The organism is Paenibacillus sp. FSL W7-1332 (assembly GCF_037969785.1).
In the GTDB taxonomy this organism is placed as follows: Bacteria; Bacillota; Bacilli; order Paenibacillales; family Paenibacillaceae; genus Paenibacillus_AQ.
In genome coordinates, this window is the sequence record NZ_CP150209.1 from 5,928,193 (window position 1) to 5,952,990 (window position 24,798).

The 24,798-nt window shown below is 47.2% G+C and carries 19 protein-coding genes; 1 reads left to right on the top strand and 18 read right to left on the bottom strand.

Annotated features, from left to right (window positions below):
- Window positions 1-159: 159 nt before the first annotated feature.
- From MKX98_RS26810 to MKX98_RS26845, 8 genes are all read right to left on the bottom strand, one after another.
- The gene (locus tag MKX98_RS26810; RefSeq protein ID WP_009595823.1) at window positions 160-414 is read right to left on the bottom strand and encodes an AbrB/MazE/SpoVT family DNA-binding domain-containing protein; all 255 of its coding nucleotides are present in this window, start codon (window positions 412-414) and stop codon (window positions 160-162) included.
- 195 nt (window positions 415-609) lie between these two features.
- Window positions 610-1,074 carry a tRNA (uridine(34)/cytosine(34)/5-carboxymethylaminomethyluridine(34)-2'-O)-methyltransferase TrmL gene (trmL, locus tag MKX98_RS26815; RefSeq protein ID WP_194544294.1) on the bottom strand — a complete coding sequence of 155 codons (465 nt, stop codon included), beginning with the start codon at window positions 1,072-1,074 and terminating at the stop codon, window positions 610-612.
- Window positions 1,075-1,202: 128 nt separating this feature from the next.
- Window positions 1,203-2,291, bottom strand: coding sequence for a 3-phosphoserine/phosphohydroxythreonine transaminase (serC, locus tag MKX98_RS26820; RefSeq protein ID WP_260068135.1), 1,089 nt, complete (start codon window positions 2,289-2,291; stop codon window positions 1,203-1,205).
- A 101-nt stretch (window positions 2,292-2,392) separates the two neighbouring features.
- A complete protein-coding gene (locus MKX98_RS26825) occupies window positions 2,393-3,277 on the bottom strand; it encodes a hypothetical protein (RefSeq protein ID WP_339219450.1) in 885 nt (294 codons plus the stop codon).
- 78 nt (window positions 3,278-3,355) lie between these two features.
- The gene (locus MKX98_RS26830) at window positions 3,356-6,082 is read right to left on the bottom strand and encodes a cellobiose phosphorylase (protein ID WP_339219452.1); all 2,727 of its coding nucleotides are present in this window, start codon (window positions 6,080-6,082) and stop codon (window positions 3,356-3,358) included.
- A gap of 25 nt (window positions 6,083-6,107) precedes the next feature.
- Window positions 6,108-6,944: a carbohydrate ABC transporter permease gene (locus MKX98_RS26835; protein WP_339219454.1), complete on the bottom strand. Its 837-nt coding sequence runs from the start codon at window positions 6,942-6,944 to the stop codon at window positions 6,108-6,110.
- On the bottom strand, window positions 6,944-7,837 hold the full coding sequence (locus tag MKX98_RS26840; RefSeq protein WP_071217869.1) for a sugar ABC transporter permease: 894 nt from the start codon (window positions 7,835-7,837) through the stop codon (window positions 6,944-6,946). The genes MKX98_RS26835 and MKX98_RS26840 overlap by 1 nt, the downstream gene beginning before the upstream one ends.
- A 107-nt stretch (window positions 7,838-7,944) precedes the next feature.
- The gene (locus MKX98_RS26845) at window positions 7,945-9,285 is read right to left on the bottom strand and encodes an extracellular solute-binding protein (RefSeq protein ID WP_071217868.1); all 1,341 of its coding nucleotides are present in this window, start codon (window positions 9,283-9,285) and stop codon (window positions 7,945-7,947) included.
- Window positions 9,286-9,861: 576 nt separating this feature from the next.
- Between MKX98_RS26845 and MKX98_RS26850 the strand changes: the two genes are divergently transcribed.
- Window positions 9,862-10,899 (top strand): LacI family DNA-binding transcriptional regulator, encoded by a 1,038-nt coding sequence (locus MKX98_RS26850; RefSeq protein WP_339219458.1) that lies wholly within the window; start codon window positions 9,862-9,864, stop codon window positions 10,897-10,899.
- Between the two features lie 183 nt (window positions 10,900-11,082).
- Here MKX98_RS26850 and glnA read toward each other — a convergent pair whose 3' ends face one another.
- From glnA to MKX98_RS26900, 10 genes are all read right to left on the bottom strand, one after another.
- Complete coding sequence (gene glnA / locus MKX98_RS26855; RefSeq protein ID WP_113057606.1) at window positions 11,083-12,507, bottom strand: type I glutamate--ammonia ligase; 1,425 nt, start codon at window positions 12,505-12,507, stop codon at window positions 11,083-11,085.
- A gap of 294 nt (window positions 12,508-12,801) precedes the next feature.
- On the bottom strand, window positions 12,802-13,857 hold the full coding sequence (gene aroF / locus MKX98_RS26860) for a 3-deoxy-7-phosphoheptulonate synthase (RefSeq protein ID WP_260068141.1): 1,056 nt from the start codon (window positions 13,855-13,857) through the stop codon (window positions 12,802-12,804).
- A 171-nt stretch (window positions 13,858-14,028) separates the two neighbouring features.
- Window positions 14,029-15,762: a sensor histidine kinase gene (locus MKX98_RS26865; RefSeq protein WP_339224587.1), complete on the bottom strand. Its 1,734-nt coding sequence runs from the start codon at window positions 15,760-15,762 to the stop codon at window positions 14,029-14,031.
- A 91-nt stretch (window positions 15,763-15,853) separates the two neighbouring features.
- On the bottom strand, window positions 15,854-17,380 hold the full coding sequence (locus MKX98_RS26870) for a helix-turn-helix domain-containing protein (RefSeq protein ID WP_339219461.1): 1,527 nt from the start codon (window positions 17,378-17,380) through the stop codon (window positions 15,854-15,856).
- A 119-nt stretch (window positions 17,381-17,499) separates the two neighbouring features.
- Window positions 17,500-19,167, bottom strand: coding sequence for an extracellular solute-binding protein (locus MKX98_RS26875; protein WP_216530589.1), 1,668 nt, complete (start codon window positions 19,165-19,167; stop codon window positions 17,500-17,502).
- Window positions 19,168-19,252: 85 nt separating this feature from the next.
- Window positions 19,253-20,149 carry a carbohydrate ABC transporter permease gene (locus tag MKX98_RS26880; RefSeq protein ID WP_194544301.1) on the bottom strand — a complete coding sequence of 299 codons (897 nt, stop codon included), beginning with the start codon at window positions 20,147-20,149 and terminating at the stop codon, window positions 19,253-19,255.
- 31 nt (window positions 20,150-20,180) lie between these two features.
- A complete protein-coding gene (locus MKX98_RS26885) occupies window positions 20,181-21,137 on the bottom strand; it encodes an ABC transporter permease subunit (protein ID WP_194544302.1) in 957 nt (318 codons plus the stop codon).
- 484 nt (window positions 21,138-21,621) lie between these two features.
- Entirely contained in the window at window positions 21,622-22,572 is a 951-nt protein-coding gene (locus MKX98_RS26890; RefSeq protein WP_071218136.1) for a 4-hydroxy-3-methylbut-2-enyl diphosphate reductase, read from the bottom strand.
- A 52-nt stretch (window positions 22,573-22,624) separates the two neighbouring features.
- Window positions 22,625-24,076 carry a HAMP domain-containing sensor histidine kinase gene (locus tag MKX98_RS26895; RefSeq protein ID WP_339219464.1) on the bottom strand — a complete coding sequence of 484 codons (1,452 nt, stop codon included), beginning with the start codon at window positions 24,074-24,076 and terminating at the stop codon, window positions 22,625-22,627.
- A 1-nt stretch (window position 24,077) separates the two neighbouring features.
- Window positions 24,078-24,764: a response regulator transcription factor gene (locus MKX98_RS26900; RefSeq protein WP_113057613.1), complete on the bottom strand. Its 687-nt coding sequence runs from the start codon at window positions 24,762-24,764 to the stop codon at window positions 24,078-24,080.
- Between the last annotated feature and the right edge of the window lie 34 nt (window positions 24,765-24,798).

Genomic DNA, 24,798 nt, shown 5'->3' on the forward strand with positions numbered 1-24,798 from the left:
GCCCTTTACATGGTTGGCATTTGGACCGCGGCATACAATGATGATAAAACCAAAGGCCTGTAAGGCGTCTCCCTCGTATATCGGGGGAGTTTTATTTTTTTGAGGGACAAAAAAGGCACCGCTCATTAGCGATGCGCAAAAGGTGATTCATTTAAGGTCCTAAGCATGTTTCGGAAGCTGCTGCATTTCGGACATGCATTGTGAACAGATATAGCGTTCTTTAAACTCGCTTACTCCGTCCATAGAACCACAGAAGACGCATTTCGGACGATAGCGCTCCAATATGATATGGTCCCCCTGTACAAGAATTTCTACGGGATCCCCCTCGTTCATTTGATATCTCTTGCGTAGAGACTTAGGCAGAACGATTCTTCCCAGCTGATCCACTTTACGAACAACACCAGCAGGTTTCATAACGATTGTACACCTCTTTCATTTTCAACAAGTGATTTCTGACACCACAGTTCAGAACTGATAACAAGGGCCTAGTATAATAGTTCGATAAAAAGTTGTCGAATCCTGCTGGAAATTAAGAATTTCTTAGTTTTTTTCAATATCAACTAGGTATACTGGATGATATTCCCCAAAAAACTCAAAGTTTTGCATAACTTATTCCATACCCGGGAAATCCAATTGACGCAATGCTTCATATACCATAATCGCTGCAGAGTTGGATAAATTCAAAGAACGCACCTTATCGGTCATCGGCATGCGAATACAATGCTCACGATTCGCGGCTAGCAGCTCCGGCGGCAATCCCTTGGTTTCTTTGCCAAACACCAAAAAATCCCCGTCTTGATAATCAATGTCCATATAACGCTTGGTTGCCTTCGTCGTGGCGTAGAAATAGCGTCCTTCCGGATAGAGTGCCTGCAGCTCCTCAAAGGAATCATGATATTCAATATGTACGGCATACCAGTAATCCAGCCCGGCCCGTTTCAAGGTTTTGTCATCTGTATTAAAGCCGAGCGGACGGACCAGGTGCAGATGTGTGCCCGTTGCGGCGCAAGTTCTGGCGATATTGCCCGTATTGGCTGGAATTTCCGGTTCGACTAGTACGATGTGTAATGCCATGTTGATAAGTCCACCTTTTCTTCTGTTTTATTTTTATTATAACCGATTCCTTCCCGATTTCCCGGGATATCCAGAAATAACCTTCCGCCGAACGGCGGAAGGTTATCATGGTGTAATCTTATATGATATTAGCTGTGACTGTTCTTAAACTGCTGCATGAATTCTACGAGCGCCTGAGCGCTCTCGTACGGAACGGCGTTATAGACCGAAGCGCGCAAACCGCCAACGCTGCGATGACCCTTCAGGCCGACAAAGCCTGCTTGCTCCGAAGCCTTCACGAATTCCTTCTCCAGCTCCTCGGAAGCAAGACGGAAGGTAATGTTCATATCGGAACGTACCTCTGCATTCACGCAGCCGCGGTAGAAGCCTTCGCTGTGATCGATGGCATCGTAAATGAGTGCGGCTTTCTTGCGGTTCATCTCTTGAACGCCTTGCAGGCCGCCCTTCTCCTCAATCCACTTCAGCACTTCGTTGATCATATAGATGCCGAATGACGGCGGCGTATTGTACAGCGAGTTATTTTTCAAATACGTATTGTAGCGGAGCATAGTTGGCAGATGTTTAGGAGAATCTGTAATCATATCCTCTCTAACGATCACAACCGCTACACCGGACGGCCCCAGGTTCTTCTGAGCACCCGCATAAACCATGGCGAATTGGTTCAAATCGAACGGACGGCTGAGAATATCGCTCGACATATCACAAATAAGCGGCACCGAGCCGGTATCCGGGAATTCCTTAAACTGCGTACCTTCAATCGTTTCATTGGACGTAAGATGGAGATAAGCTGCACGATCCGACAGCTGGATGTCCTTAAGGCTAGGCAGAGCCATATACTTGCTCTCCTCGGAAGAGGCCGCCACATGAGTTTCGCCGATCAGCTTGGCTTCTTTAATCGCCTTGTCAGACCAGCTTCCCGTCATTACATAGTTCGCAACCTGATCTTGTCCCAGGAAGTTCATCGGAATCATCGCAAATTGTGTGCTTGCACCGCCCTGGATGAACAACACCTTATAGCCGGATGGATTCCCCAGCAGGGACAGCAGGCGCTCCTGCGCTTCGTTATGAACGGCTTCATACACAGCACCGCGATGCGACATTTCCATGATCGACATGCCGGTATCCCCGTAATTGACGAATTCGGCCTGGGCGCGCTCCAACACTTCAAGCGGCAATGCAGCAGGTCCTGCGTTAAAATTGTATGCTCTCTTGCTCAAAAGACTCTCCACCCTTTCTCTACTATGAATGCTAATTAACGCTAATCATAGCAACAATCCCATAGACCTTCAAGTGTAATTATTCACATTAAATTGTCCGGCTACCAACAGAAGAATTGATACTTTCTGCTCCAGGTTCTCTTTTCTCCGGGAGCCAGGCTCAGTTGAATAAACACTTCCGGCGAGATGACATGGCCCATCCCCCACAGAGCCATATACGCGACCGGAAAATCACTGATCTCCCTTACTCCCGCCCTGCTGGCAGTGTGCGTTAGCTCCCATGAATAGGAATAATCGCTGCCGTTGAAGCCTTGTATTCTTCCGTAAAAAGGCTTGTTCGGTCTGGCGTTCCAGCCTATCTCGCAATCCTGAACGGATAGCAGATCCGATGTATAATCCGATTCGACCTCCGTAAAACGGACAGGGACCGGTAACTTCAGCTTATACTCTGGTCCTACCAGCTCCTCGTTAATCCCTATGAAATTATGAATATACTCCTCCGTATCGATCCTCTGGCTTCCTTCATTGCAGAGCTCATAATCTATCGTCATTGCCGTGTCCTGAATCGAGATTTTCTTAACGAGTTTTGCCGCATACCCCTTGACGTTCTTAGGATGAATCGTATAGGAAATGCTCACATCATCCGAAGTGATATCCACATCGAACGGTTCCACCGGATACGTATACTGAAAGTGATACGGGTCCTCGCTGACCCGTTTAAGAAGCCCTACCCCTAATTTAGGAAACCACCCTCCTACTTCGGCCTCTGCATACCCCATCCCCTCATGCAGTCCAAACTCGTTACACAATCCAGACCCGCCCTGGGCGTTAAAACCCTCCGCAAACTCGTGTACACAGAAGGTGTGACCGCTCTTGGTTAATTTGACCTGGGTAATGAAACCGGTTCGGTCAAAACGCGTGCCTTGATAACGGCCGATTTCCGCAATATCAACTTCCAATTGTCCGTTTGCTAATTGATGTCCCAAAACAATCGCTCCATTCATGATGAAGAAGCCCCGGCCGAATTGCCTGCCAGGGATTCCGAAATATTGTATGCTCGCGCGTTAGGCAAGCTCGACAAGAATCCGCTGACAATCGTCATCGGATAACGCGGACAGCAAGCTGCGATCCAGTTCGGCAGACTCCTGCTTCTGACTGCGCAGCTGAATCTTCTCGCCGTTCAGCGTAACCGATTGAATCGTATAGCTTCCGTAATCCAGCCGCTTCGGATTGCTATATACAATCTGAAGCTCTTTACCCGCAAACCGCGTATGAACAACGGCAGTACCGTCGGCTCCGAACTGCGAAGGCCTGAGCTTCGGCTCCAGGAGCAGATGTCCACAATTTCCTTTTACTCCAAAAACCTCGGTCAGCATGGTCAACAAAAGCCAGCTTGCCGACCCGGTAAGATAGGGATACATCCCTCTCCCCTTCTCGTTGATGTACTCGGGAATACCCGGATACATGCGGCTGCGTTCAAAGTCATTGCTTAAATCGTAAATCGATTGCAATACCTCGTATCCCTCTCGGACAAAACCTCTCTTATAGAGAGCGTTAGCGTACATGACGCTCATATGACTGAACATGGCTCCATTCTCTTTATGGCCGAAAGCGAATCCGAAAGCCCTCCCGAGATTTTGCTGAATCTCGCCAAAGTTCGAATTCAGGCGATAGCCGATGCTCGGATCTTTTAAATACCGATCAACTGCCTTCGTTATTTGCCCTACCTGTTCATTGTCCGCTATTCCGCCCATAATAGCAAAGACCTGACCAGTGAGCGTCATCCGGACGCCAAGGGGATGATCACCTTCCACGCGCTCTCCATCGTTATTGTAGTAACCGTTAAACCACGAATATCCTTCTTGGCTCGTCATCCATTCTTTGCCGCGCAAATGCTGGATGATCCAGTCGGCTTTCCGTTTCAAATCCTGCACAACATCCGCCACGCTAAACTTTCGTTTGTTTCCGGTCACGGAGACTTTAACTGACTCATAATACTGGTCAAGCAGCCCCAGCTTCGCCTGCACATCGTCGTATGAGACGGGAGCCGTTAGCGAATCGAGCAGCACGGCCATTTCCTCTGCTATTTCAATTAACTCCACGCCTTCGCTGTCCCGCCATGCCAGCAGCAGATCGCCAAGCTGCATCAAATTGCTTGCATAGAACGCAGTAAAGGCTACGCTCTCGCCTCGATCCGGGGCAAGGTCAAGACCATCATTCCAATCTGCCCCCTCAAGCTTGATGTTATTGTGCTCCCCTACATTAAAGAACGGAACCAGATTCTGCAGCAGCATATGCTCCAGTATCGTACCTTCGTATACCTCACCGTCCACGGTTAAGAGCTGATTCCCGTGCTCAGGCAGCCATCCGATGTCCTTCTCCTGGCAGCGTTTCACGAATACATCGCGGAAATAGGTCTGCGGCTGATTCAGGAAATCCAAATCCCCGCTCTGATCCATATAAAGCAGCGTGGTCATGAATGGCCATGCACCATGATCCATCCATACGCGCGGTATGTTGTTCCGGTCAGCGATGAACTCACCGGGCTTCGTTCCGATAATCGTTGCATTGCTTCCGTCAATCCGTACACCCGCGTAATTATTAAGCAGCAGATACCGTACCTCGGACGGTTCCATGATCATCAATGCCAGGCAGTCCTGCCATAGGTCACGCCATCCACGTCCCCCACGGCCATAGTCATGATAAGGAAGGAATGAATTGCCATAAAGACGTCTCAATATCGGCTGCAAGGTTACCCATTTCATCCACAGGTCCTGCTGCTGATCACCGGTCTGGAAGGAAACGGCATTCAGTTTATCATTCCAATAGGCTTCATTCTGCGCAAGCAGCTCATCAAAGCGTCTCTCCGATAAATACGTTTCGGCAAGTGTTCCAATCTCGGCGCGACCTTCCGAAATGACCATCGCCATAACATAAGCCTTCGATTCACCAGGCTGCAGCTGCACCCCCGCAAACCGCAGGCCTCCAATGGCCTCGTAACCCGCCAAGGAGTCTCCTGCTTGCGCGACCGCTTGCTTGCTGGCAATGACCGCCTCAGGCCAATCGAGCGCGCCGCCTTCCCCAATAAATTCTTCAAGCACCGGAAAATAACCAATCGGTTCCGCACCGTCCGCTTCCGCACCCAACACACTGTAGGATACGTGATTGATACGGTGACCCCGCTCGTCAAATGAGAGAGCAGGCTGTACTTCAATCCCTTTACGATGGACAAAGATCCGGTGAAGAAGGGATGTCACGTGGCGATGGTCCCGCAGGTCGTCTGCCGAACGGCCATACAGCGGGATCGCCGCGGTAGGGGTTAGTTTTAGCGTCTGCTCGCCTACGTTGGTCAGCTTCACTTTCATTAATTCGACCTGGTCATCCGTTACCGGAACGAAACTTGTTACTTCCGCTTGCAGTCCGGCCTCTCCATTAATCCGCGTCAGCTTATGCCATAAAAACCCGGCTTCCAGCTGGCTTTCTTCTTCCTCGTTCATGAACCGGCTTGCATTCTGCTTGGCTGAATTGCCGGTTACGGACCATGCGCCATGCCCGTCAACATGCACCCAAAAGTTACGCGCGGACTTGGAATTGTGAAGATCCTCCACCGAAACGGGCGGCATGAAAAACGTATTATGACTGCTGGTCATTTCACCGTGAAGATTCGGCGTGACGGCCGACATCATGCCGGCCTCATTCACTAAAGGAAAATATAAATAGTTATGATGTTCGGGATGACTTATCTTAAAGACACCCTGGTCCCCCTCAAACTTCCATCCTGTTGATTTCATATTGCGATTTCTTCCCCTCTATGCCTTAGGATTTGACGGCTCCCGCCAGCGCCCCGTCCACCAGATATTTCTGTATGAACGTGTACAGAATGATCAACGGTGCGGCTACGATCATAATTCCGCATGCAAGCAGCGGCCAGTTATTCCCGTATTGCCCCCTGAATTCCTTCAGGCCGAACGTAATGGGATAATTGGACGGACTCGGGAGATACATGATCGGGCCGACAAAATCATTCCAGATTCCGATCGCGGTCAGAATGACGCCCGTTGCGATAACCGGCTTCATCAGCGGCAGAATGATCTGGAACAGGTAACGGATATAACCGGAACCATCCATGCCTGCCGCCTCATCCAAATCGCGGCTAATCGACTTGATGTAACCGACAAACATCATGAACACAACGCCCGTTCCCGTCGTTTTCAGCAGGATATAACCGAGCTTGGTATCATACCCGAAGAACGATACGCTCTCCTTGAAGGACAGCATGAGTTTATACTGTGCCACCATCGGATTCGGAAGAAACTGGGACAGCAAAAAGAACATATAAATAAAGCCGCTCCACATCACATATCCGCGCGCTACCGGAAACGCCGCAAACAACGACACGATGATGGTCAGCAGCGTCGCCGCTACCGTATATATCAAGCTGTTCGCAAAATAACCGGCGAAATTGCCTTCAGACCATGCTTGCGTGTAATTGCCCCATTCCATGTTCTGAACGATCCCGATCGGATTGAGCAGATACTCGTTGAAGGATTTGAGCGATACATTGAATACAAGCAGCAGCGGAACGACATACAGAATCAGCAGCAAACCTACAACGGCGTAAGAAAGAATTTGCGTGGTTTTGGAATTCCGCATCAATACTCCACCTCTCTCTTACGCGTCTGTCTGACCGCCACCACAACAAAGAGGAGAATAATCAGGAACTGAACAACAGATAACGCCGAAGGAAGGCCCATTTCCAAACTTCCCCGGAATGTCTCTTTGTACACGTCATACGCCATCGTCCTTGTATTGAAGCGACCGTCCGTTGTCGCCAAAATGATATCAAAGGTCGACATGGCGCCAATGATGGATAACAGCATATTCACCGTAAAGGACGGTGCGATCAGGGGGAAGGTAATATGACGGAAGGACTGCCACTTGTTGGTGCCGTCAATATGCCCCGCCTCGTATAAATCTTTAGGGACCGATTGGAGCCCGGCCAGAAAGATCAGCATGGAATAGCCCATGTACATCCAAATCTGGACGAAGATAATATAGCCGAACGCATGAGTAAAGCTCCCGAAGAACATGTCCTGATAGCCGAAGAGCGCGTCGTAGAGGCGATTGACCGGTCCGTTTAACGGGTCGAACATCATCCCCCAGATCAAAGCGACGACAGCTACGCCCAGAACCACCGGCAGGAAGAATACGGCACGATAGAAGTAATCGCCTTTCAGGCGCTGGTTAATGATGACGGCGATAAACAGAGCGACCCCGTTCTGCACGATCGTAACAACGAACATAAAGATCAGGGTGTTTACGATGGAACGCCACCGCTCTCCTGAGTTCCCCGAGAAAAATAATTCCTTATAATTATCCAGCCCGACAAATTGGTACGTGCTGCCCGGGAGGTTCTTGACATCGGTAAAGGAATAGATGACCGTCAGGATCGATGGTCCAAAATAAAAGACGATGTAAAGCGCCATCGGTATCAGCAGCAGCAATAAGGGTATGAATCGGTTAAATCCTTTTCCAAATGGATACATCTCTCTCACCTCGCAAATCCCATTTCAATAAATGTCGGGGCCTGCTGCACAGACCCCGACTACAGTATGGTTCATTCTATATAGGTCTCTTTATAATAGAAGAAGCTTTATTTTGGAGCGGCAGCTTCCCATTCTTTTTGTTGAATGTCAGCCAGCTCTTTTGCTGTTTTGTATGGGCCGCCCGGTGCCAGGAATTCCGTATGAACGCCTTCTGCAGCCAAATGCTCGCCGATATTTTGACGGTTAATCATCATGATTTCGTACGCCAATTCGAACTCTCCGAGATATGGAGTCAGTTCATTGTCAATAAAGTCGCTCTCCGTCTGAATGTTATCCTGTGTCGGGATGAAGCCGGCAGCTTTCACGAAGGTGGTGTAATTTTCCGGCTCGGAGAAGAACTCAAGCCATTTTAGAGCCCCTTCTTTGTTCGGTCCCTTCTCGGCTGCATACCAGGTTACGTCATACTTGCCGACAAAGGAGGAATTCTTGGCTGCATCTTCCGTAGCCGGAAGCGGGAAGTAACCGAATTTCAGCTCCGGATTCGCTGCTGCGACGGTTGGAGCATCCCAAGAGCCATCAGCCAGCATCGCTGCTTTTCCTGTGGCAAAATAGGAAGGCGCCGTTGCGTAATCAATCCCCATGAATCCGTCAATCATGTAATTGTCTTGAAGCGTCTTCATTTTTTCCAATACTTCGATTGCCTCTTCATCGTTGTAAGCCGTCTCGCCTTTCCAAACGCCTTCAATCCATTTCTGCTGATCTCCGCCACCCAGAATTTTTGCTTGCAGGGCGAAAACAGGAAGTTTCAATGGCCATACGTCTTTACCAGCAACAACAATCGGGGTAATGCCTTTGGCTTTCAGGTCATCGTTCAGCTTGATGAACTCCGACCATGTTTTCGGTACGCTCAATCCATTCTGTTCGAAGATTTCCTTATTGTAGAACAGGCCGGACATCGCAACCTTGCCCGTTGGGATAGCATACACTTTATCGTTATAAGTTCCGGCTTTTTCGATATCGTTGGCGTTATAATTCTTAATGAAGGCTTGGTCGGACAAATCAGCGATCAAGCCTGTATCGATCCACTGCTGCCAATCAGGCACTTTCGCACCCGGTGTCCATTCCTGCGGGGAGAGTCTCATACCCGATAAATCAGCCAAAACGTCGACGTCATTAGCGGTAATTCTCGCTCTTTGGGCCTGCTTGTATTCGTCATCAGGACCCGTAGTGGTATACTCGATCTTATACTCGGGATATTTCTCTTCAAATTTCTTGTTGATCTCTTCAACCGCTTTATTGATGTTATCTTGTTTCCAGTGTAAAATTTTGATGACCTTTTTATCGCCTTTCGCAGGTGTACCCTTATCGGCCGAATCGCTGCTTCCGCAAGCCGCTAGCGAGAAAGTCAGAGCACCCGCCAAAAGTATTGCTGATAATTTCTTAATCATTTCTTTACCCCCTGAAATTAAAGTGCAATTCGTTATGAAACCGGATTCATCATTTTCGCTTTTTCTCGTCCAGTACAATCTTGATGTTACGAAACATTCACTATAAATTTTCGTAATTCAGCGAAATATACCGAAAGCGGTTTCGCAAGGCCTATTATTACTCATAATTTTTTGTTTGTCAAAGCTTTTTTTCTCTTTGTCGCAATATTTCATTATTGAACATATTTCAGCATAATTCCTTTCTATAACAAGCATCCCGGCTATTCTCTTCATTGACTTACCTAGGTAAAGCAGATACACTAATTTACGAAACAGTTTCGGATATGTGCTGTATACGTTGCAACCGGATTGGTTAATACTGATCACAATGGTAGGCTTCATCGATATATTTTCCGTTATCACTCTATCGGATCATATAAAATCGTGTTCTTAAACAACACATTTCGAGTTGAAAACACGTATAAAACGGCTCTTTCTCTCCTTAACCTTACACATACAAATCATTGGCAATCATGATTAACGAAAACTTACGAAAATTATGAAGTGACATCATAAACAGAATAAGGGGCGTTTCGCATGGCGTTAAACATTAAAACAATCGCTAAAATGGCCGGGGTATCCGTATCCACCGTCTCCAAGATTATCAACAACTACAGTGATGTGTCCGAGGAAACCAAAGCACGGGTGTTGGAAATTATGAAAGAGACGGGATACACCCCTTCGAACTCCGCGAAAACATTAGCAACCAAAAAATCCAATTTAATCGGCATCATATTTGCGGGAAAGCTGAATGTCGATTTTACCCATCCTTTTTTTGTTGAAGTTCTCAATTCCTTTAAGAAGCAAATGGGGGTGCTCGGTTACGATCTGCTGTTTTTTTCGAATGAGAAATTCCAAGGGGATGACGCCGACTACCTCGGCCGATGCCGTCATTATCAGGTGGATGGCTGTGTCATTATATCCGGCGAGGAAATAGAGCCCTCCATCAAGGAGCTTGATGAGAGCGACATTCCGTGCATTGGGGTCGATATAGAACTGTTCGGCGAAATGTCGGGGCATATCATGTCCGATAATTATAAAATGTCCTCGAAGGTCGTGGAGCATTTCTATCTTCAAGGCCTCAGAGACTTGGGGTTCATCGGAGGCAGCAAGGAGTCTGAAATCTCCAACATGCGTGAGGCCGGTTATCGTAACGCCATGGAAAGCTTTGGACTTCCGGCCCGTGCGGAATGGTTCTTGAACGGTGAAGATTTTCATGAGGCAAGCGGATATAAAGCCATGACGCGGCTGATTCAAGCGGGTTCTCTCCCCCGCGCGATCTTTGCAGCCTCCGACCAGATTGCGATTGGAGCCATCCAAGCGCTTCAGGAACACGGTCTGAATGTCCCTGACGATGTATCGATCATCGGTTGTGACGACATTGAAGCGTGCAAATATACAACTCCCAAATTAACGACGATTCGGCAAAATAAAGAGAAAATCGGCCGCCTGGCAGCGCTCATGCTCTACGACCTAATCCATAAGCAATCACCCGTGAGCTCCTTTGTCGTTGAGCCTGAGCTCATCGTCCGTGAATCTTGCGGAAGCAATACGCATAGCTATGGTTACTTTTGAGAGTAAAGCTTTAGTGACGGGTATGTTTTAGCTAAGAGCAGCGTTAGTAATGAATGCCTTTGAAAATAGCCCTTGATCTCATTTGGCATGGTAATCCGCACCTAAAACCTAAACCTATCCAGACTTATATGTGTACAAAAAAAAGCCCAGGGCATCATGCCCTGGGCTTTTTAACGTTGTTTATTATAGATCGTAGTACAGGGAGTACTCGTGCGGATGAACGCGGATATTAACCGCTTTGGCTTCGGCACGCTTGAACTCGATGAAGTTCTCGAGGAATTCTTGCGTAAATACGCCGCCTTCTGTCAAGAATTCATAGTCTGCTTGAAGTGCATCCAAAGCTTCATCCAGGGAACCCGGTACGCTGCGGATTTCTTTCTTCTCGGCGTCAGACAATTCATAGATGTTTTTATCGAATGGTCCATATCCGAGTGCGGTTGGATCGATTTTGCGCTTGATACCGTCCAAGCCAGCCATCAGCATAGCGGAGAATGCAAGGTAAGGGTTCGCCGTGGAATCCGGTGTACGGAACTCGATGCGGCAGCCTTTAGGCGTTACGGCCGCAACCGGAATCCGCACTGCGGCAGAACGGTTGCCCTTCGAGAATACGAGGTTAACCGGTGCTTCATAGCCTGGTACCAGACGTTTGAAGGAGTTGGTGCTCGGGTTTGTCAAAGCGATCAATGCAGGCGCGTGGTACAGAATACCGCCGATATAGTGGATCGCTGTTTCGCTCAGGTTCGCATAAGCGCCTTTCTCGTAGAACAATGGAGTGTCGCCATCGAAAATGGATTGGTGAACGTGCATGCCGCTTCCGTTATCCCCGAACAATGGCTTCGGCATGAACGTAGCGGTTTTGCCATATTGGCGCGCTGTGTTATGCACGATATATTTATAGATCAACAAATTGTCAGCTGTTTTTTTCAATGTATCGAAACGGAAGTTGATTTCCGCTTGGCCGGCAGTTGCTACTTCATGGTGGTGACGCTCAACGCGAAGTCCTGCTTCATCAAGCAAACGACACATTTCGCTGCGGATATCTTGCTGCGTATCCACAGGCGCTACTGGAACATATCCGCCCTTAACGCCAACTTTGAAGCCCAGGTTGCCGCCTTCTTCCTTACGGTTCGTATTCCAATGCGCTTCCTCGGAGTCTACGAAATAGCTGGAGCTGTTCATGGAGCTTTCATAGCGAACTTCATCAAACAGGAAGAACTCGGATTCCGGTGCAAAGAATGCCGCTGTTCCGATACCGGCCTCTTGAAGGTATTGCTCGGCACGAGCTGCGATACCGCGCGGGTCACGCTCGTAAGCATCCCCTTCCGGAGTATAGATGTTGCTCATAATGTTAAGCGTAGGATGTGCTGTAAACGGATCGATATAGCAAGACTCCGGATCAGGCATCATAACCATATCCGATTCTTCAATGCCGCGGAATCCTGGAATAGAAGATCCATCAAATGCTACCCCGTTCACGAATGTTTCTTCGTCTACTTCTGAAGCCGGCAAGCTAATATGATGAACCCGTCCCGACAAGTCTACAAAACGAAAATCGACCCACTCAATATTGTTCTCTTTAATGGTTTGCAATACTTTCTCTACCGACATGTCTCTTCCTCCCAATTTCCGAACATTAAGACTTAAACAGCTTAACAATGTTCATAATCTTTCGATTTCTTTTCGTCATTATATGCCGGGAGATAACCTGACGTCAATACCTATGTAAGGTATTTTTGAAAACAATGTCAACTTATATGACATGAGAAACCAGTTAATGTAAACTCAGAAAAAAGACACCTGCAAGCTCTTTGCAGGTGTCTTCTCAATTAGATTTAAGGAAATGGTGAACCTTGACCAGGTTCTTAACGCGATCCCTGTGGTTGCAGCGTCACTGCTCAAATGCTATACGCGCGCAAATTCAGAAGCAGGCGCTTTGGCAGTCGCAAAGCTTTTGCCTACCAATGGGGCCAGCTGCTCCAAGTCTTTAAGCAGTGCGGCGAATTGATCCGGGAACAGGGATTGAACCCCGTCACCTGTCATGGAATTATCCGGGTCTGTATGCATCTCAATAATAAGGCCGTCTGCTCCGGCCGCCACGGATGCCTTGGACATCGGTTCGACAAGCTCGCGTCGTCCCGTTCCATGACTCGGATCAGAGATGACCGGAAGATGACTCAACCCTTGTAAAACAGGGATGGCAGATAAATCCAGCGTATTGCGGGTGTAAGTTTCGAATGTTCGGATTCCACGTTCACAGAGCATGACATTCGGATTGCCGCCGGCAAGAATGTACTCCGCTGCATTCAGGAATTCATCATAGGTTGCACTGAAACCTCTTTTCAGCAAAACCGGCTTGCCGCAGGTGCCCAGTTTCCGAAGCAGATCGAAATTTTGCATATTGCGGGTACCCACTTGCAGGATATCGGCGTACTCCGCACATATATCCACGTATTCAGGCGTCATAACCTCCGTAATCGTCAACAGGCCGTGTTTTTGCCCGGCTTCCGCCATCATGATCAAACCTTCGACGCCAACGCCCTGGAAGCTGTATGGACCCGTGCGAGGCTTAAACGCGCCGCCTCTAAGCACTTGTCCGCCTGCTGCCTTAACCAGCTGCGCAATCTCGTCAATCTGCTGCGGCGATTCCACGGCGCATGGACCACCCATAACGACCAGATTGCCGCCGCCAATCTTGGTGCCTTTAATATCAATGACGGTATCATCCGGATGGAAATCACGACTCGCAAGCTTGTAGGACTTGGAGATTTTAACTACATTCTCTACGCCCTTCATTTGGCGAAGATGCTCCGCAAGCTTCGGGTTTACGCTGCCGATCAGCCCGATCACGGTACGATCCGCTCCCTTGGATACATGAGCCTGGAGTCCTTCCTTCTCAATCTCGCTTACAATATACTGAACTTGTTCCTCTGATATTTGATTGGATGTAATAACGATCATAATAAAACCTTCTTTCTGAATATATTCCATTTTATTGTTGGATAGTCGCTTTCGCGCTTGTTCGCTTTTAAGCTTTTATGCTTTTAACCGATAAAGTAAATATACAAAAAATATCTCCCCTCGTCAAGCCCATTCTTGAAGCCTGAACGATCGGGAGATATAGGCCCCCTGTTACATTAATGTTTTGCTGCGTCCTTCCGCTACGGTTCGCTTCACGAGGGGGATCACAATTCTTACCGTCGTCCCAATACCGGCACGGCTGAATAATGTAACCCCGTATTCGCTGCCATAGTGAAGTTTGATTCGTTGATCCACATTCCGAATGCCATATCCGGCATTGGTTAGATCCTGTCCGCCTGTATTGTCCAGAACTCTGCCGGGCGGGAACCCGACGCCATTATCGATAATTTTAAATTCCAGAACATCTTCCAGCACTCTGGCGGTAATTCGAACATGTATATAATCCCCGGTCCAGGCATGCTCCAGCACATTCTCGATAAACGGCTGCAAAATCAATTTTACGGTCTCATACCGGACCACTTCCGGCTCAAAATCATAAGTAACCTGCATCCGTTCGTCGTATTTAATCTTTTGAATATCCACATATGCCTGAGCCTGTTCCAATTCATTCTTCACAGAGATGATATTCCGGCCATCATTAAGAGACAGTCGATAAAACTTCGCTAAGTCCATCACCATGCGCTGCAGCTTATCCAGCATCCCAAACCGCGCCAGACGGCTGATGGAGGATAGGGTGTTGTATAGGAAATGCGGATTAATCTGCGCATGCAGCGACTCCAGTTCCGCTTGTTTTTTCTGAAGGTCGGCCAGATATACCTCATTAATCAGCTTGCCGATATTGCTGCCCATATCATTCAGGGCTGAAGCAATATGTGTAAACTCATCGTTTCCCTTGAACTGAGCCCGTTTATGAAATGCACCTTCCTGAAAAGAATCCAGAACAGAGACGATCTTGGATACGCGTAAGCTGAAGTACTTGGATATTACGATGCTGACTACAAAAAATATAGCAATGCAAATGAGGCAAATAAGCAGGGTGAGGTTCCGGATTTTCACCGTATCTTTCTCCACGATTTCTGCAGGAACGACAGCGATAAGATTCCAGCCGAGCACGGGAATCGGCTTACGAATAAGCAAGTCTCCATTATTGCGCAGCTCGTTCTCCTTAAACACGGTTGTCTGTACCCCGCCCGAAGAAAGAATGACTCTGCCTTGCGAATCCGACAAATATAACGCTGTCCCATCACCAATTTTATTATAATCCATGCTTTCGAACATATCTTCGAGACTGACATTGATTCGCACGAATCCAATCTCCTGCAGCTGTATAGAACTGATGTCGATCAGCCTGCGCAAAAGTGAAATACGACCGTTGCCCGCATCATTTTCAACCTGCTTCCATTCCAGCGTCGATCCATAGTTTTCCTCTTGGGGATAGAGCTTGTACCAGGTCTTATCCACCAGGCGCTCATACTGATATATATCAAATAAACGCGTGTTGGACTCAAGCGGATCAGAGTAACTATAATTATTATAAATTTCCCTTAACTCTTCATTCCGTAAATAAATCGACAGCCAAATCTTGGAGTTCGCTGTGTTAATCGCCGTTTCCAACTTCGGAATCAGGACATTGACCATCGTATCGTAGCTTACCCATGTACTTTCTGAATAACGCAGTCGGTTATTAAAGGACGAATCAAAGTAGAGCATGTCGGAAACGCGGACGATGTCTTCCATTTTATACGAAATATTATCACTCATTTGGTGCAGGGTACCCTGAATGTTATTATACGTTTGTTCTCTAATCGATTTGATAAATACCTGGTTCGCGATATTTCCTACAAGCAATACCGGTATTATGATGAATACACAGTAAGAAATCATTAATTTGAAGCCAAATGGTATCTTGACCCGGATACGCTCGAATTTCCCCGCCAAACCTAATCACAACCTCATTACAAGCGGTATAGTAGTATTAAGAGTGTTTACGCCTATACTCCAGTGGTGTCATTCCATACATCTCTTTGAATTGACGACTAAAATAGGGCAAATACTGGTAACCTGTTTGAGAAGCCACTTCATATATTTTAAGTTTCGTGCTGACTAATAGATCTCTGGCTCGCTCCATACGAATCTTGATGACATAATCACTAAAATTATAACCGGTTTCTTCCTTAAACAGAACACCTAGATAGTTTGGAGAAAAGGAAAAACGGTTCGCCATATCCCGGAGCGTAATATTCTCGTGAACCCGCTCTCGTATATTATCAATAATCTCCTCAACAAGACGTCCATTCTTGGACGATTTGCGAAATTTCAATTGCTCCGAAATCTCAAAAACTTTCATTCTTAACCACGAGAAAATATCGTCCATCGTTTCAAATTGCAAGAGTACATCGAGGTTTTTCAGTTCGATTCCCAGCATCCGAAACAGGTCTTCATGCATCGTATGCAAATGCGCGTCCAACTTCAATATAATGTATACTCCAAGATTTCGAACCGTAAATTTGGAGCGGATATTGGATGCAAGCAGTTGTATGGCTTCGATCTCATCGTGGATTTTGACGATCTCATAATTCGTCATAGCGGTAAATAAAGAGTCCAGCCTGATATCGAGGCTTTTGGCGTCCTCCCGGTCCTCTGTCGGCACTTCGTTATAAAGTATCCATTTCCCTTTTCCACGAAACATTTTATAGTCAAGGGCACCCTCTGCCATAACGTAGGACGGATGAAGTTCTTCAAGCTGATTCGCAGTCCCTCCCTCACCTACGGTCACGGTTAGGGGATACTCTTGGCCTAGCGCCGTCAGTAATGACTGAATCTCTTCCTTGCCTTTTGTCGTATCCATGAGTACTGCCATCCGCTGATCTGTCACCTTGCATATATGCCTGAATCCGCAACATTCCAGCTCTTTATGCAATCTCGTGAAGTACTGCTCATTTAATCCACTCGGATTCTCGACCTCGTAATGATTGCTCCGCCAGGAGCTGACATCATCCACTTCAAGTAATATGACTCGCACGGGCCAGTTCATCTCATGAAGTTGATATTCCCGCTTAATAATACCCAGCATGGCACCGTCATAAGGCTTCTGGAGAATTTGCAGCAGGTACTGATTTTTGAGAATCGGTACCATCAGTTGATAAGCCCGTTCTGTTTCCTTGCGGTCATGGAGCCTGTCCAGCTCAATCCGAACTTTGGTCAACTCTTCAATCAGCTCTTGGTCCTCCATGGGCTTCAGCACGTAATTACAAGCGTTTAATGCGATTGCCTGTTTAACATAACTGAAATCCTGGTAACCACTCACAAAAATAACCTGTAATTCATCATGTATCTTCAGCGCTTTTTGCGCTAGTTCAATACCAGTCATATTGGGCATGCGTACATCCGTCACAAGAATGTCGATATCCTCTCGTTGCAGGACTTCCCATGCTGCAAATCCATTATTGACCGAATCAACCACGGTCATTCCAAGACTCTCCCATGGAATAAAGCTCCTCATGCCCTCTAGGTCCAATATTTCATCGTCAGCCAGCAGCACTTTATAGATGGGTATCCTCTCCCCTAAATTTCGATAAGGGTATGCTGCAGATGCAGCATACCCTTTTGGTTTACGTTATTCTACTTTTGACCATTCATTTGAGCCAAGTTTTCTTGCCATTTCGTTGTTTTGAATGCAAGAAGTTTATCATAGCCAGCTGCTTGAGCATCCGCTTCTGCTTTGTCCAAGACAGCCAGTACTTCTGCATCGTCCTTCGCAAACAGCGCCTTCGCTCTAGCTTCTGTGTAGATATCTTCTACACGCTGGCGGATAATACCTTCTTCGCTTTCTGGGGCCGGATCAAGATTGATGAATTCCGTTGCATTTGCTTGAGTTTTCCAAGTTATTTCATACTGCCAACGAGTTGACCAGTTACGCTCTTCTTCTGGCAATGTGCTTTCGTATTTCGCTTTTGCTGTATCAATAAATACCGTGTTTCCGTTCCACTGGAGGTTTGTTGTTTCCGCTTGCAACTTGCCAAGACCCGCAGCATCCGTAACATATTTCTCAGTAAACTTAGGCGTTATACCATCTTCTTCATATCCATCCCAATATCCGCCTTCCGGTCCCCACATTAACAGTGTTTGACCTTCAGGACCTGTATACCAGTCCAGGAAAGCAAAGATCGCTTCAGGATTTTTTGCAGCTTTCGTAATAACGCTTACGTTCCAACCCAGTTGAGTATAGGTTCCCGGGAAGATTTTATTCTTGTCCAGACCTTCCTTATGAATCGGCCAGATCATGAAATAACCGGCTTCCGGATCTTTGGCAACGAGTTCCGCATGTGCGTTCATTGCATTTTCAGTCGGGCTGGAAGCTGCATATACAGCAACGCGGCCTGTCATTACTTTTTCCTTGATTTGGTCAGCGGTTTGAGTCAATGCATCTTGAGAAATCAGTTTATCACGGAACAGCTTCGCTGCATATTGCATCGATTCGCGATATGTTGGATCCGTAAAGATCGAAGTCAATTTATCTCCGTTAGGCACACCACGAATGGTAATCCATCGTGTCATTGCATCCTCTTTGAAAGCAGAGTACAACACATCAATCCCTTGTCCTTCAATACCTGGTTCATAAGGAACTACAGAGTTTCCGTATTTCGCCTTGACAGCTTCCAGGTATTTAGTCAAATCGTCCGTTGTTTCCAGCTTAGGCTCGCCAAGCTCTTTATAAATTTTACTGTTGACTACATAACCAGCATTACCGTTCGGTTGGCTGGTGTACCAGTTAGGGAATTGATACAGCTTGCCGTCAGGGGAACGAAGCATGTTGATTCCCGCCTCACCCAACCATTCCTTCAAGTTCGGATATTTATCCAAGTAGTCATCGTAAGGTACGAGCATGCCGTTTTCTCTCAATTTTTCAACATCCGATCCCCGCTCCAGCCAAATAACATCAGGAAGCTCGTCGGAAGCAATCATCGTGTTGAATTTTTGTTGAGCATTACCTTGGGAGTTAACCGCTTTTACATCGACTTTTTTATTCTCTTTAATCCATTTCGTTGCGGCATCTTCTCCCCATGTTGGCATCGTGTACCAGTCATAGTGACCATAAAAACTAAAATCAAGCGGTTGCTCGCCCAGTACAAACTTGTCTGATGCTGCTTCTGTTGGCGGTGTGCTGGTTCCATTGTCGCTAGGAGTCGGGTTGGCTGTCTTAGTGCCACCGCTGCATGCTGACAGCATTAAAGCCGCTGCTAACAACGCAGTAACCGATGTGGCCAAAGATTTTTTTCTGAGCCTCATTCTCTAATTTCCCCTTTCATAATTCCCCTTGATATTTATGTCTAAAGCTAAGCTTCAAACAACAGGATTGCTTGCCATACATGTGCTACTCTTTCAACGATCCCACCAGTACTCCCTTAACAAAATGCTTCTGTACAAAAGGGTATACCATGATGATCGGAACCGTAGCGACAATCATTGTTGCCATGGACAACGATTTCGTTGTCACACTCTGCATTCGAGATAAAGCGGCCTGAGATGCCGAGTCCAAATTGCTCATCTGTTCAGACATAATGTTGGAATTCAGTATTTGACGCAATATCGTCTGAATGGGCAGCAATTCTTCTTTATTGATGTAAATACTCGGTAGGAACCATTCATTCCAGTGTGATACTGCCGTGAACAAAGACAACGTTGCAATAACCGGACCGGATAGCGGCAGGATAATCTTAAAGAAGATCCCCCAATTGCCCGCCCCGTCAATTTTTGCCGACTCTTCCAAGCCATTAGGCAACCCTGCAAAGAAGGTACGGAAGATAATCATGTTCCATACACTTACCAAACCAGGAATGATGAATACCCAGAACGAATCCATCAAGCCCAGACCACGAATCAGCATGAAGCTTGGTATCAAACCACCACCGAAATACATGGTGACTATACACATAATCATGTAATATTTACGACCGATCAGTTCGCGTTTGGTCATGCCATAAGCGAAGATGGAGGTCACTAGAATCGAAGTTATGGTTCCCACAATCGTACGGGCTACCGATATTCCGAAGCCATTCAGCAGGCGTTTATCCTGAAATACGATGCCGTAGTTTTCCAAAGTAAAATCCCTCGGCCAGAATGTGACTCCCCCAAGCGATGTATCGGCTCCAGAGTTAAAGGAAACCACAAGAGCGTTCCAAAAAGGATAAAACGTCACAAAGGCCAAAAATGCTAGAAAGATATAAATCATGATCATCATGAAACGATCACCGAATCCTAAACGCACCAAGTCTAACCGCTCCCTTCATCACCATGTTCGTTTACCATAGACTGTTACCTGATCTGCGTGCAATCACGTTAGCAATTGTCAGAAGCATCACGCTGATTACCGCTTTGAACAAGCCTACAGCCGTTGCATAGGAGAACCTGGAGTTTTCAATACCGATCCGGTATACATAAGTATCAATTACGTCGGATACCTCTCTTAAGACAGGGTTCTTAGCCAAGAGCAAAATATCCTCAAAACCTGCAGTGAGCAGGTTACCTATTGCAAGAATCATAAAGATGATAACAACAGGCATGATGGATGGTAATGTAATCGTGAAAATCTGTCTGAATTTGCTCGCACCATCCATATCTGCCGCTTCGTACATATGAGGATCCACTCCCGCAACTGCGGCCAAGTAAACGATGGAGGAGAATCCGATTTCTTTCCAAACCCCTGTGGTTACCAGGATCGCCCAGAAGTATTCAGGAATGGATAGGAAATTAATCGGTTCTTTAATCAAATTCATTTTTTCCATCAGAATGTTTACGCTTCCGTTATCGGTAGAAAGCAAGGAAACCACAAACCCTGATACGATAACCCAGGATAAGAAATGGGGTAAATAACTGACGGTCTGAACCAATCTCTTGAAGAACAGATGTCGCACTTCATTCAGCATCAGCGCAAGCAGGATCGGAGCTGGAAAGCCGACCAAAAACTTGAGTAAGCTGATAACGATAGTGTTTCGCATCACGTTCATAAACTCTGGAGACTCAAAGAACATCCGGAAATGCTTCATCCCTACCCAAGGGCTGTCTCCCATGCCTTTGAAGATATTAAAATCCTGAAACGACATCAGAATACCGTACATCGGTATATAACTGAAAATAAAAATGAGTGCGAGAGCGGGAAGTACCATTAACTGAATATCCCACTGTTTAAAAAAGCGAATGAATCCGTTGTCTCTCTTCCGTTTTGGAACAGTTTCCTGTTCTACGGATATTTGCGCCATGTCCAACCCCCCGTGTGTTCTATGCCATGAAGTTTTACCTGATGTCTAACATTGTAGAATAAATGATCCCATATAAACATTTGCCTATTCAACGAAAAATGATATTATTCAATCGAAAATTAAAACGCTTACAGCTTACGGGAGGGATGAGAAACCCCAAAAAAGCTCCTTTAACGGGGCAGGTAGTCTCATTCACCCTGGCATCTTAATCCCGGACATAGAAATTCCCCTAGCGTCAATAGTGTCAAGTTCATTTCACATGAACAGTTGTTCCACCATTCACTGCAAGGGGAAGTATCCATAAGCTCTATCAACATTTAACCGAGTGATCATGAAAAATGATACTAATCAATTAATAACGGCGGAATACACAATTCAAACCTATGGCTGTTAACTATAACGATGACGGGATCATATTAAGGACACACCGATATCAACAAAAATACAACGGTTGCGATTGATCGCAACCGTTGTATTAAAATTCTTATGACTTGCTCTTCACCCGTACAGGCGGAAGCAATTTATTCATATTCACCGTGCGCTTGATCTCCCAGGTTTCCGGCTGATCATGTTCATACTGTTCCAAATAGGCGATGACTTCCTTGGTAATCGGAGTCGGTGTTGATGCCCCTGATGTCACAGCCACTTTGCCTACGCCTTCAAGCCATTCGCGTTTAAGCTCCGTCACATCGCCAATGCGGTGAGCCGGTACGCCGGCTATCTCTTCGGATACCTGTGCAAGACGGTTTGAGTTATTGCTGCGCGGATCGCCGACCACGATGACCAAATCCGCCTGGCCCGCTTGCTCGGCTACAGCCTCCTGCCGAACTTGTGTTGCAAGGCAGATTTCATTATGAATCTCCGCCCCCGGAAATTTATCGAGCAGACTCTTCATGATATGCTTGATGTCCCATTGACTCATCGTTGTCTGGTTCGTAATGATGATTCGGGACGATTTGACCTGAAGCTGTTCGATCTCTTCTTCCTTCTCGATCAGATGCACGTGATCCGGTGCAATCCCGATCGCGCCTTCCGGTTCGGGATGTCCCTTCTTCCCGATATAAATGATCTCATACCCGTCCGCTGCCTTCTCCCGGATCAAATCATGGGTTTTCGTAACATCCGGACATGTTGCGTCGAGCGTGGTTAAACCTTTATCTCGCGCAAGCTTGCGTACTTCGGGAGAGACCCCGTGTGCGGTAAATATGACGGTGCCGCTCTCCACCTGGCTCAGGATTTCCATCCGGTTCGGACCGTCCAGGGTAATGATGCCTTCATCCTCAAAGGATTGCGTGACATGACTGTTATGCACAATCATGCCCAATATATAAATAGGCCGAGGAAGATCCAGATTCTGGGCCGCCTGACGTGCCAAGACCATAGCGTCAACGACACCGTAACAGTAACCTCTCGGTGATATTTTCAAGACTTCGATGATCCTCACCTGCTTTCCGTTGTCATACGTAAAGTATCCATTCTATTATAACCTATTCCAGCGGAGGAGCAAAGACGACGGGCAGCCAGACGATAAAGGTGCTGCCTTCCCCTCTTCGGGTAACAACCTCGACAGAGCCCTTGTGCTCATCAATAATCCATTTGGCGATGGATAAACCAAGTCCGGTCCCGCTCGTGATGCCTCTGGACTGATCCGCGCGATAGAAACGCTCGAATATAAACGGAACCTCATCCTTATCCATGCCGATCCCCGTATCCGAAATTCGCAGCCCGACCTGACCCTTGTACAGGACGACATCCAGGCTGACTTCACCCTCCGGCGTATACTTGAATGCATTCTCGATAAAGATGAACAGCATCTGCTGCAAGTAGTCCTTATTTCCTTCTACATAAACACCGTTCAGGACAGACAGCTCTCCGACATGCCACTCAGCGGTTTTATCAAGGAAATGAGCGCGCCGTGCGACCTCTTCAACCAAAGGCTGCAGAGGAACCGGATTCAGTTCAAAGGTCTGGCCGGTATCGGCTCGCGCCAGAGATAACATATCGTTCACCAGCCGACTCATCCGCTTCGCTTCATCGGATATATCTCCCACAGCTTCGAACGAGATTTGCTTGATCGTTTCTTCGTCCATATTCGCTCTCTCGCCAGGGGCTTCCGTCCACATCTTCTGGAGGAGATCCACATTCCCCCGGATGGTGGTCAGCGGCGTTCGGAGTTCATGGGAAGCATCCGATACAAACCGGCGCTGGGCCGCATAGGCATCTTCAAGCTCTTTGAAAAAGCTTTCCGTTCTCTCAAGCATCCCGTTAAACGTGCCGATTAACTGACCGATCTCGTCCTCGGGCCCATCGTATTCGATACGTACGCTGAGGTCGGTCCCCTTCTGGATCTGCTCCGCCGCCTCCGTGACCTTGCCGATTGGTTTCATGGATTTCCGGGCGAGGAACAAGCCAAAAGTGGAAGCAATGACCAGCGTTGCGGCGGACCCCATAATCAGGATCGATTGCAGACGGTCCATTGTCTGGTCGATTAGCCTTGTACTGGCACCGATTTGCAGCCAGCCAAATAACTTACCAGTATACTCTTCAAATACAGGCGCCTCCAGCAGAAGAAACGAATTTCCCTGAACCGAGAAGCGCTTATATTGCTGATCCGAGCTTAATGCTTTTTGAACTGAAGGCAGCTCAAATTGGAGGCCGCTAAACTCCATATTCCCTGATTTCCAAATTGCACCATTGTAAAAGGTATACAGCTGCACATATAAATCAGCAGCCTCTAAATTTTTTTCAGATTTACGATCGGGTAATAGAGAGACCGCTCCGTCGGTATATCCGATTTTATTTGCCTCTTGCTTCAATCGCTGCTTAAACTCCTCATACGTATACAAATGGACAAAGCCATACACCGCCGAGCTGAAAATCAGCAGTGTCACAAATAAAATGCCGGTATACCATGCTGTCAGTCTTAACCGAATGGACATGCTAGTTATCTCCTCTTAAAATATAGCCGGCTCCGCGAATCGTCTGGATCAGCCGTTTACCTCCATGTTCCTCGGTCTTTTGCCGGAGCATGGCGATGTAAACCTCCAGCACGTTGGACTCCCCGCTGTAGTCATAGCCCCATATTTTATCCATGATTAAATCGCGGGACAGCACCCGCTTCGGATTTTGCATAAACAGATGCAGCAGCTCAAATTCCTTGGCGGTGAGCTCCAGTCTTTGCCCGCTGCGAATGACTTCCCTTGCATCGGTATCCATCACGAGATCCTCGAAGGTCAGTCGGTGGTTAGAGCTATCATCCCCGGTTTTGCGGCGCAGCAAGGCCCGTACGCGGGCGAGCAGCTCCTCCAGCGCGAAGGGTTTGACTAAGTAATCATCCGCTCCGGTATCCAGTCCCTTGACCCGATTCTCCACCTCATCCTTCGCCGTCAGCATCAGCACCGGTGTCGTGCTTCCGCCTTCCCGGAGTCTGCGCAGCGCTTCAAATCCATCGACCTGAGGCATCATGACATCCAGAACGACAACGTCCGGGTCCTCACTCAAAATCACTTTCAAACCTTCCGCTCCGTTGGATGCGGTCAGGACGTCATAGCCCTCAAACGCAAGTCCCCTGCGCAGCATCGAAATAATCTTCTCATCATCATCTACAATTAATATCCGGGATCGCATAGCGGCATCTCCTCTATCTTCTAGCGTTAAATTT

What these genes read in the sequence shown, in the direction of transcription:
- aroF (WP_260068141.1), bottom strand. Translation starts at nt 13,857, where the DNA reads ATGATCGTTATTACATCCAATCAAATATCAGAGGAACAAGTTCAGTAT.
- MKX98_RS26835 (WP_339219454.1), bottom strand. Translation starts at nt 6,944, where the DNA reads ATGCGGAATTCCAAAACCACGCAAATTCTTTCTTACGCCGTTGTAGGT.
- MKX98_RS26810 (WP_009595823.1), bottom strand. Translation starts at nt 414, where the DNA reads ATGAAACCTGCTGGTGTTGTTCGTAAAGTGGATCAGCTGGGAAGAATC.
- glnA (WP_113057606.1), bottom strand. Translation starts at nt 12,507, where the DNA reads ATGTCGGTAGAGAAAGTATTGCAAACCATTAAAGAGAACAATATTGAG.
- MKX98_RS26840 (WP_071217869.1), bottom strand. Translation starts at nt 7,837, where the DNA reads ATGTATCCATTTGGAAAAGGATTTAACCGATTCATACCCTTATTGCTG.
- MKX98_RS26875 (WP_216530589.1), bottom strand. Translation starts at nt 19,167, where the DNA reads ATGAGGCTCAGAAAAAAATCTTTGGCCACATCGGTTACTGCGTTGTTA.
- trmL (WP_194544294.1), bottom strand. Translation starts at nt 1,074, where the DNA reads ATGGCATTACACATCGTACTAGTCGAACCGGAAATTCCAGCCAATACG.
- MKX98_RS26830 (WP_339219452.1), bottom strand. Translation starts at nt 6,082, where the DNA reads ATGAAATCAACAGGATGGAAGTTTGAGGGGGACCAGGGTGTCTTTAAG.
- MKX98_RS26885 (WP_194544302.1), bottom strand. Translation starts at nt 21,137, where the DNA reads ATGGCGCAAATATCCGTAGAACAGGAAACTGTTCCAAAACGGAAGAGA.
- MKX98_RS26845 (WP_071217868.1), bottom strand. Translation starts at nt 9,285, where the DNA reads ATGATTAAGAAATTATCAGCAATACTTTTGGCGGGTGCTCTGACTTTC.
- MKX98_RS26900 (WP_113057613.1), bottom strand. Translation starts at nt 24,764, where the DNA reads ATGCGATCCCGGATATTAATTGTAGATGATGATGAGAAGATTATTTCG.
- MKX98_RS26850 (WP_339219458.1), top strand. Translation starts at nt 9,862, where the DNA reads ATGGCGTTAAACATTAAAACAATCGCTAAAATGGCCGGGGTATCCGTA.
- MKX98_RS26865 (WP_339224587.1), bottom strand. Translation starts at nt 15,762, where the DNA reads ATGATTTCTTACTGTGTATTCATCATAATACCGGTATTGCTTGTAGGA.
- MKX98_RS26870 (WP_339219461.1), bottom strand. Translation starts at nt 17,380, where the DNA reads ATGAGGAGCTTTATTCCATGGGAGAGTCTTGGAATGACCGTGGTTGAT.
- MKX98_RS26895 (WP_339219464.1), bottom strand. Translation starts at nt 24,076, where the DNA reads ATGTCCATTCGGTTAAGACTGACAGCATGGTATACCGGCATTTTATTT.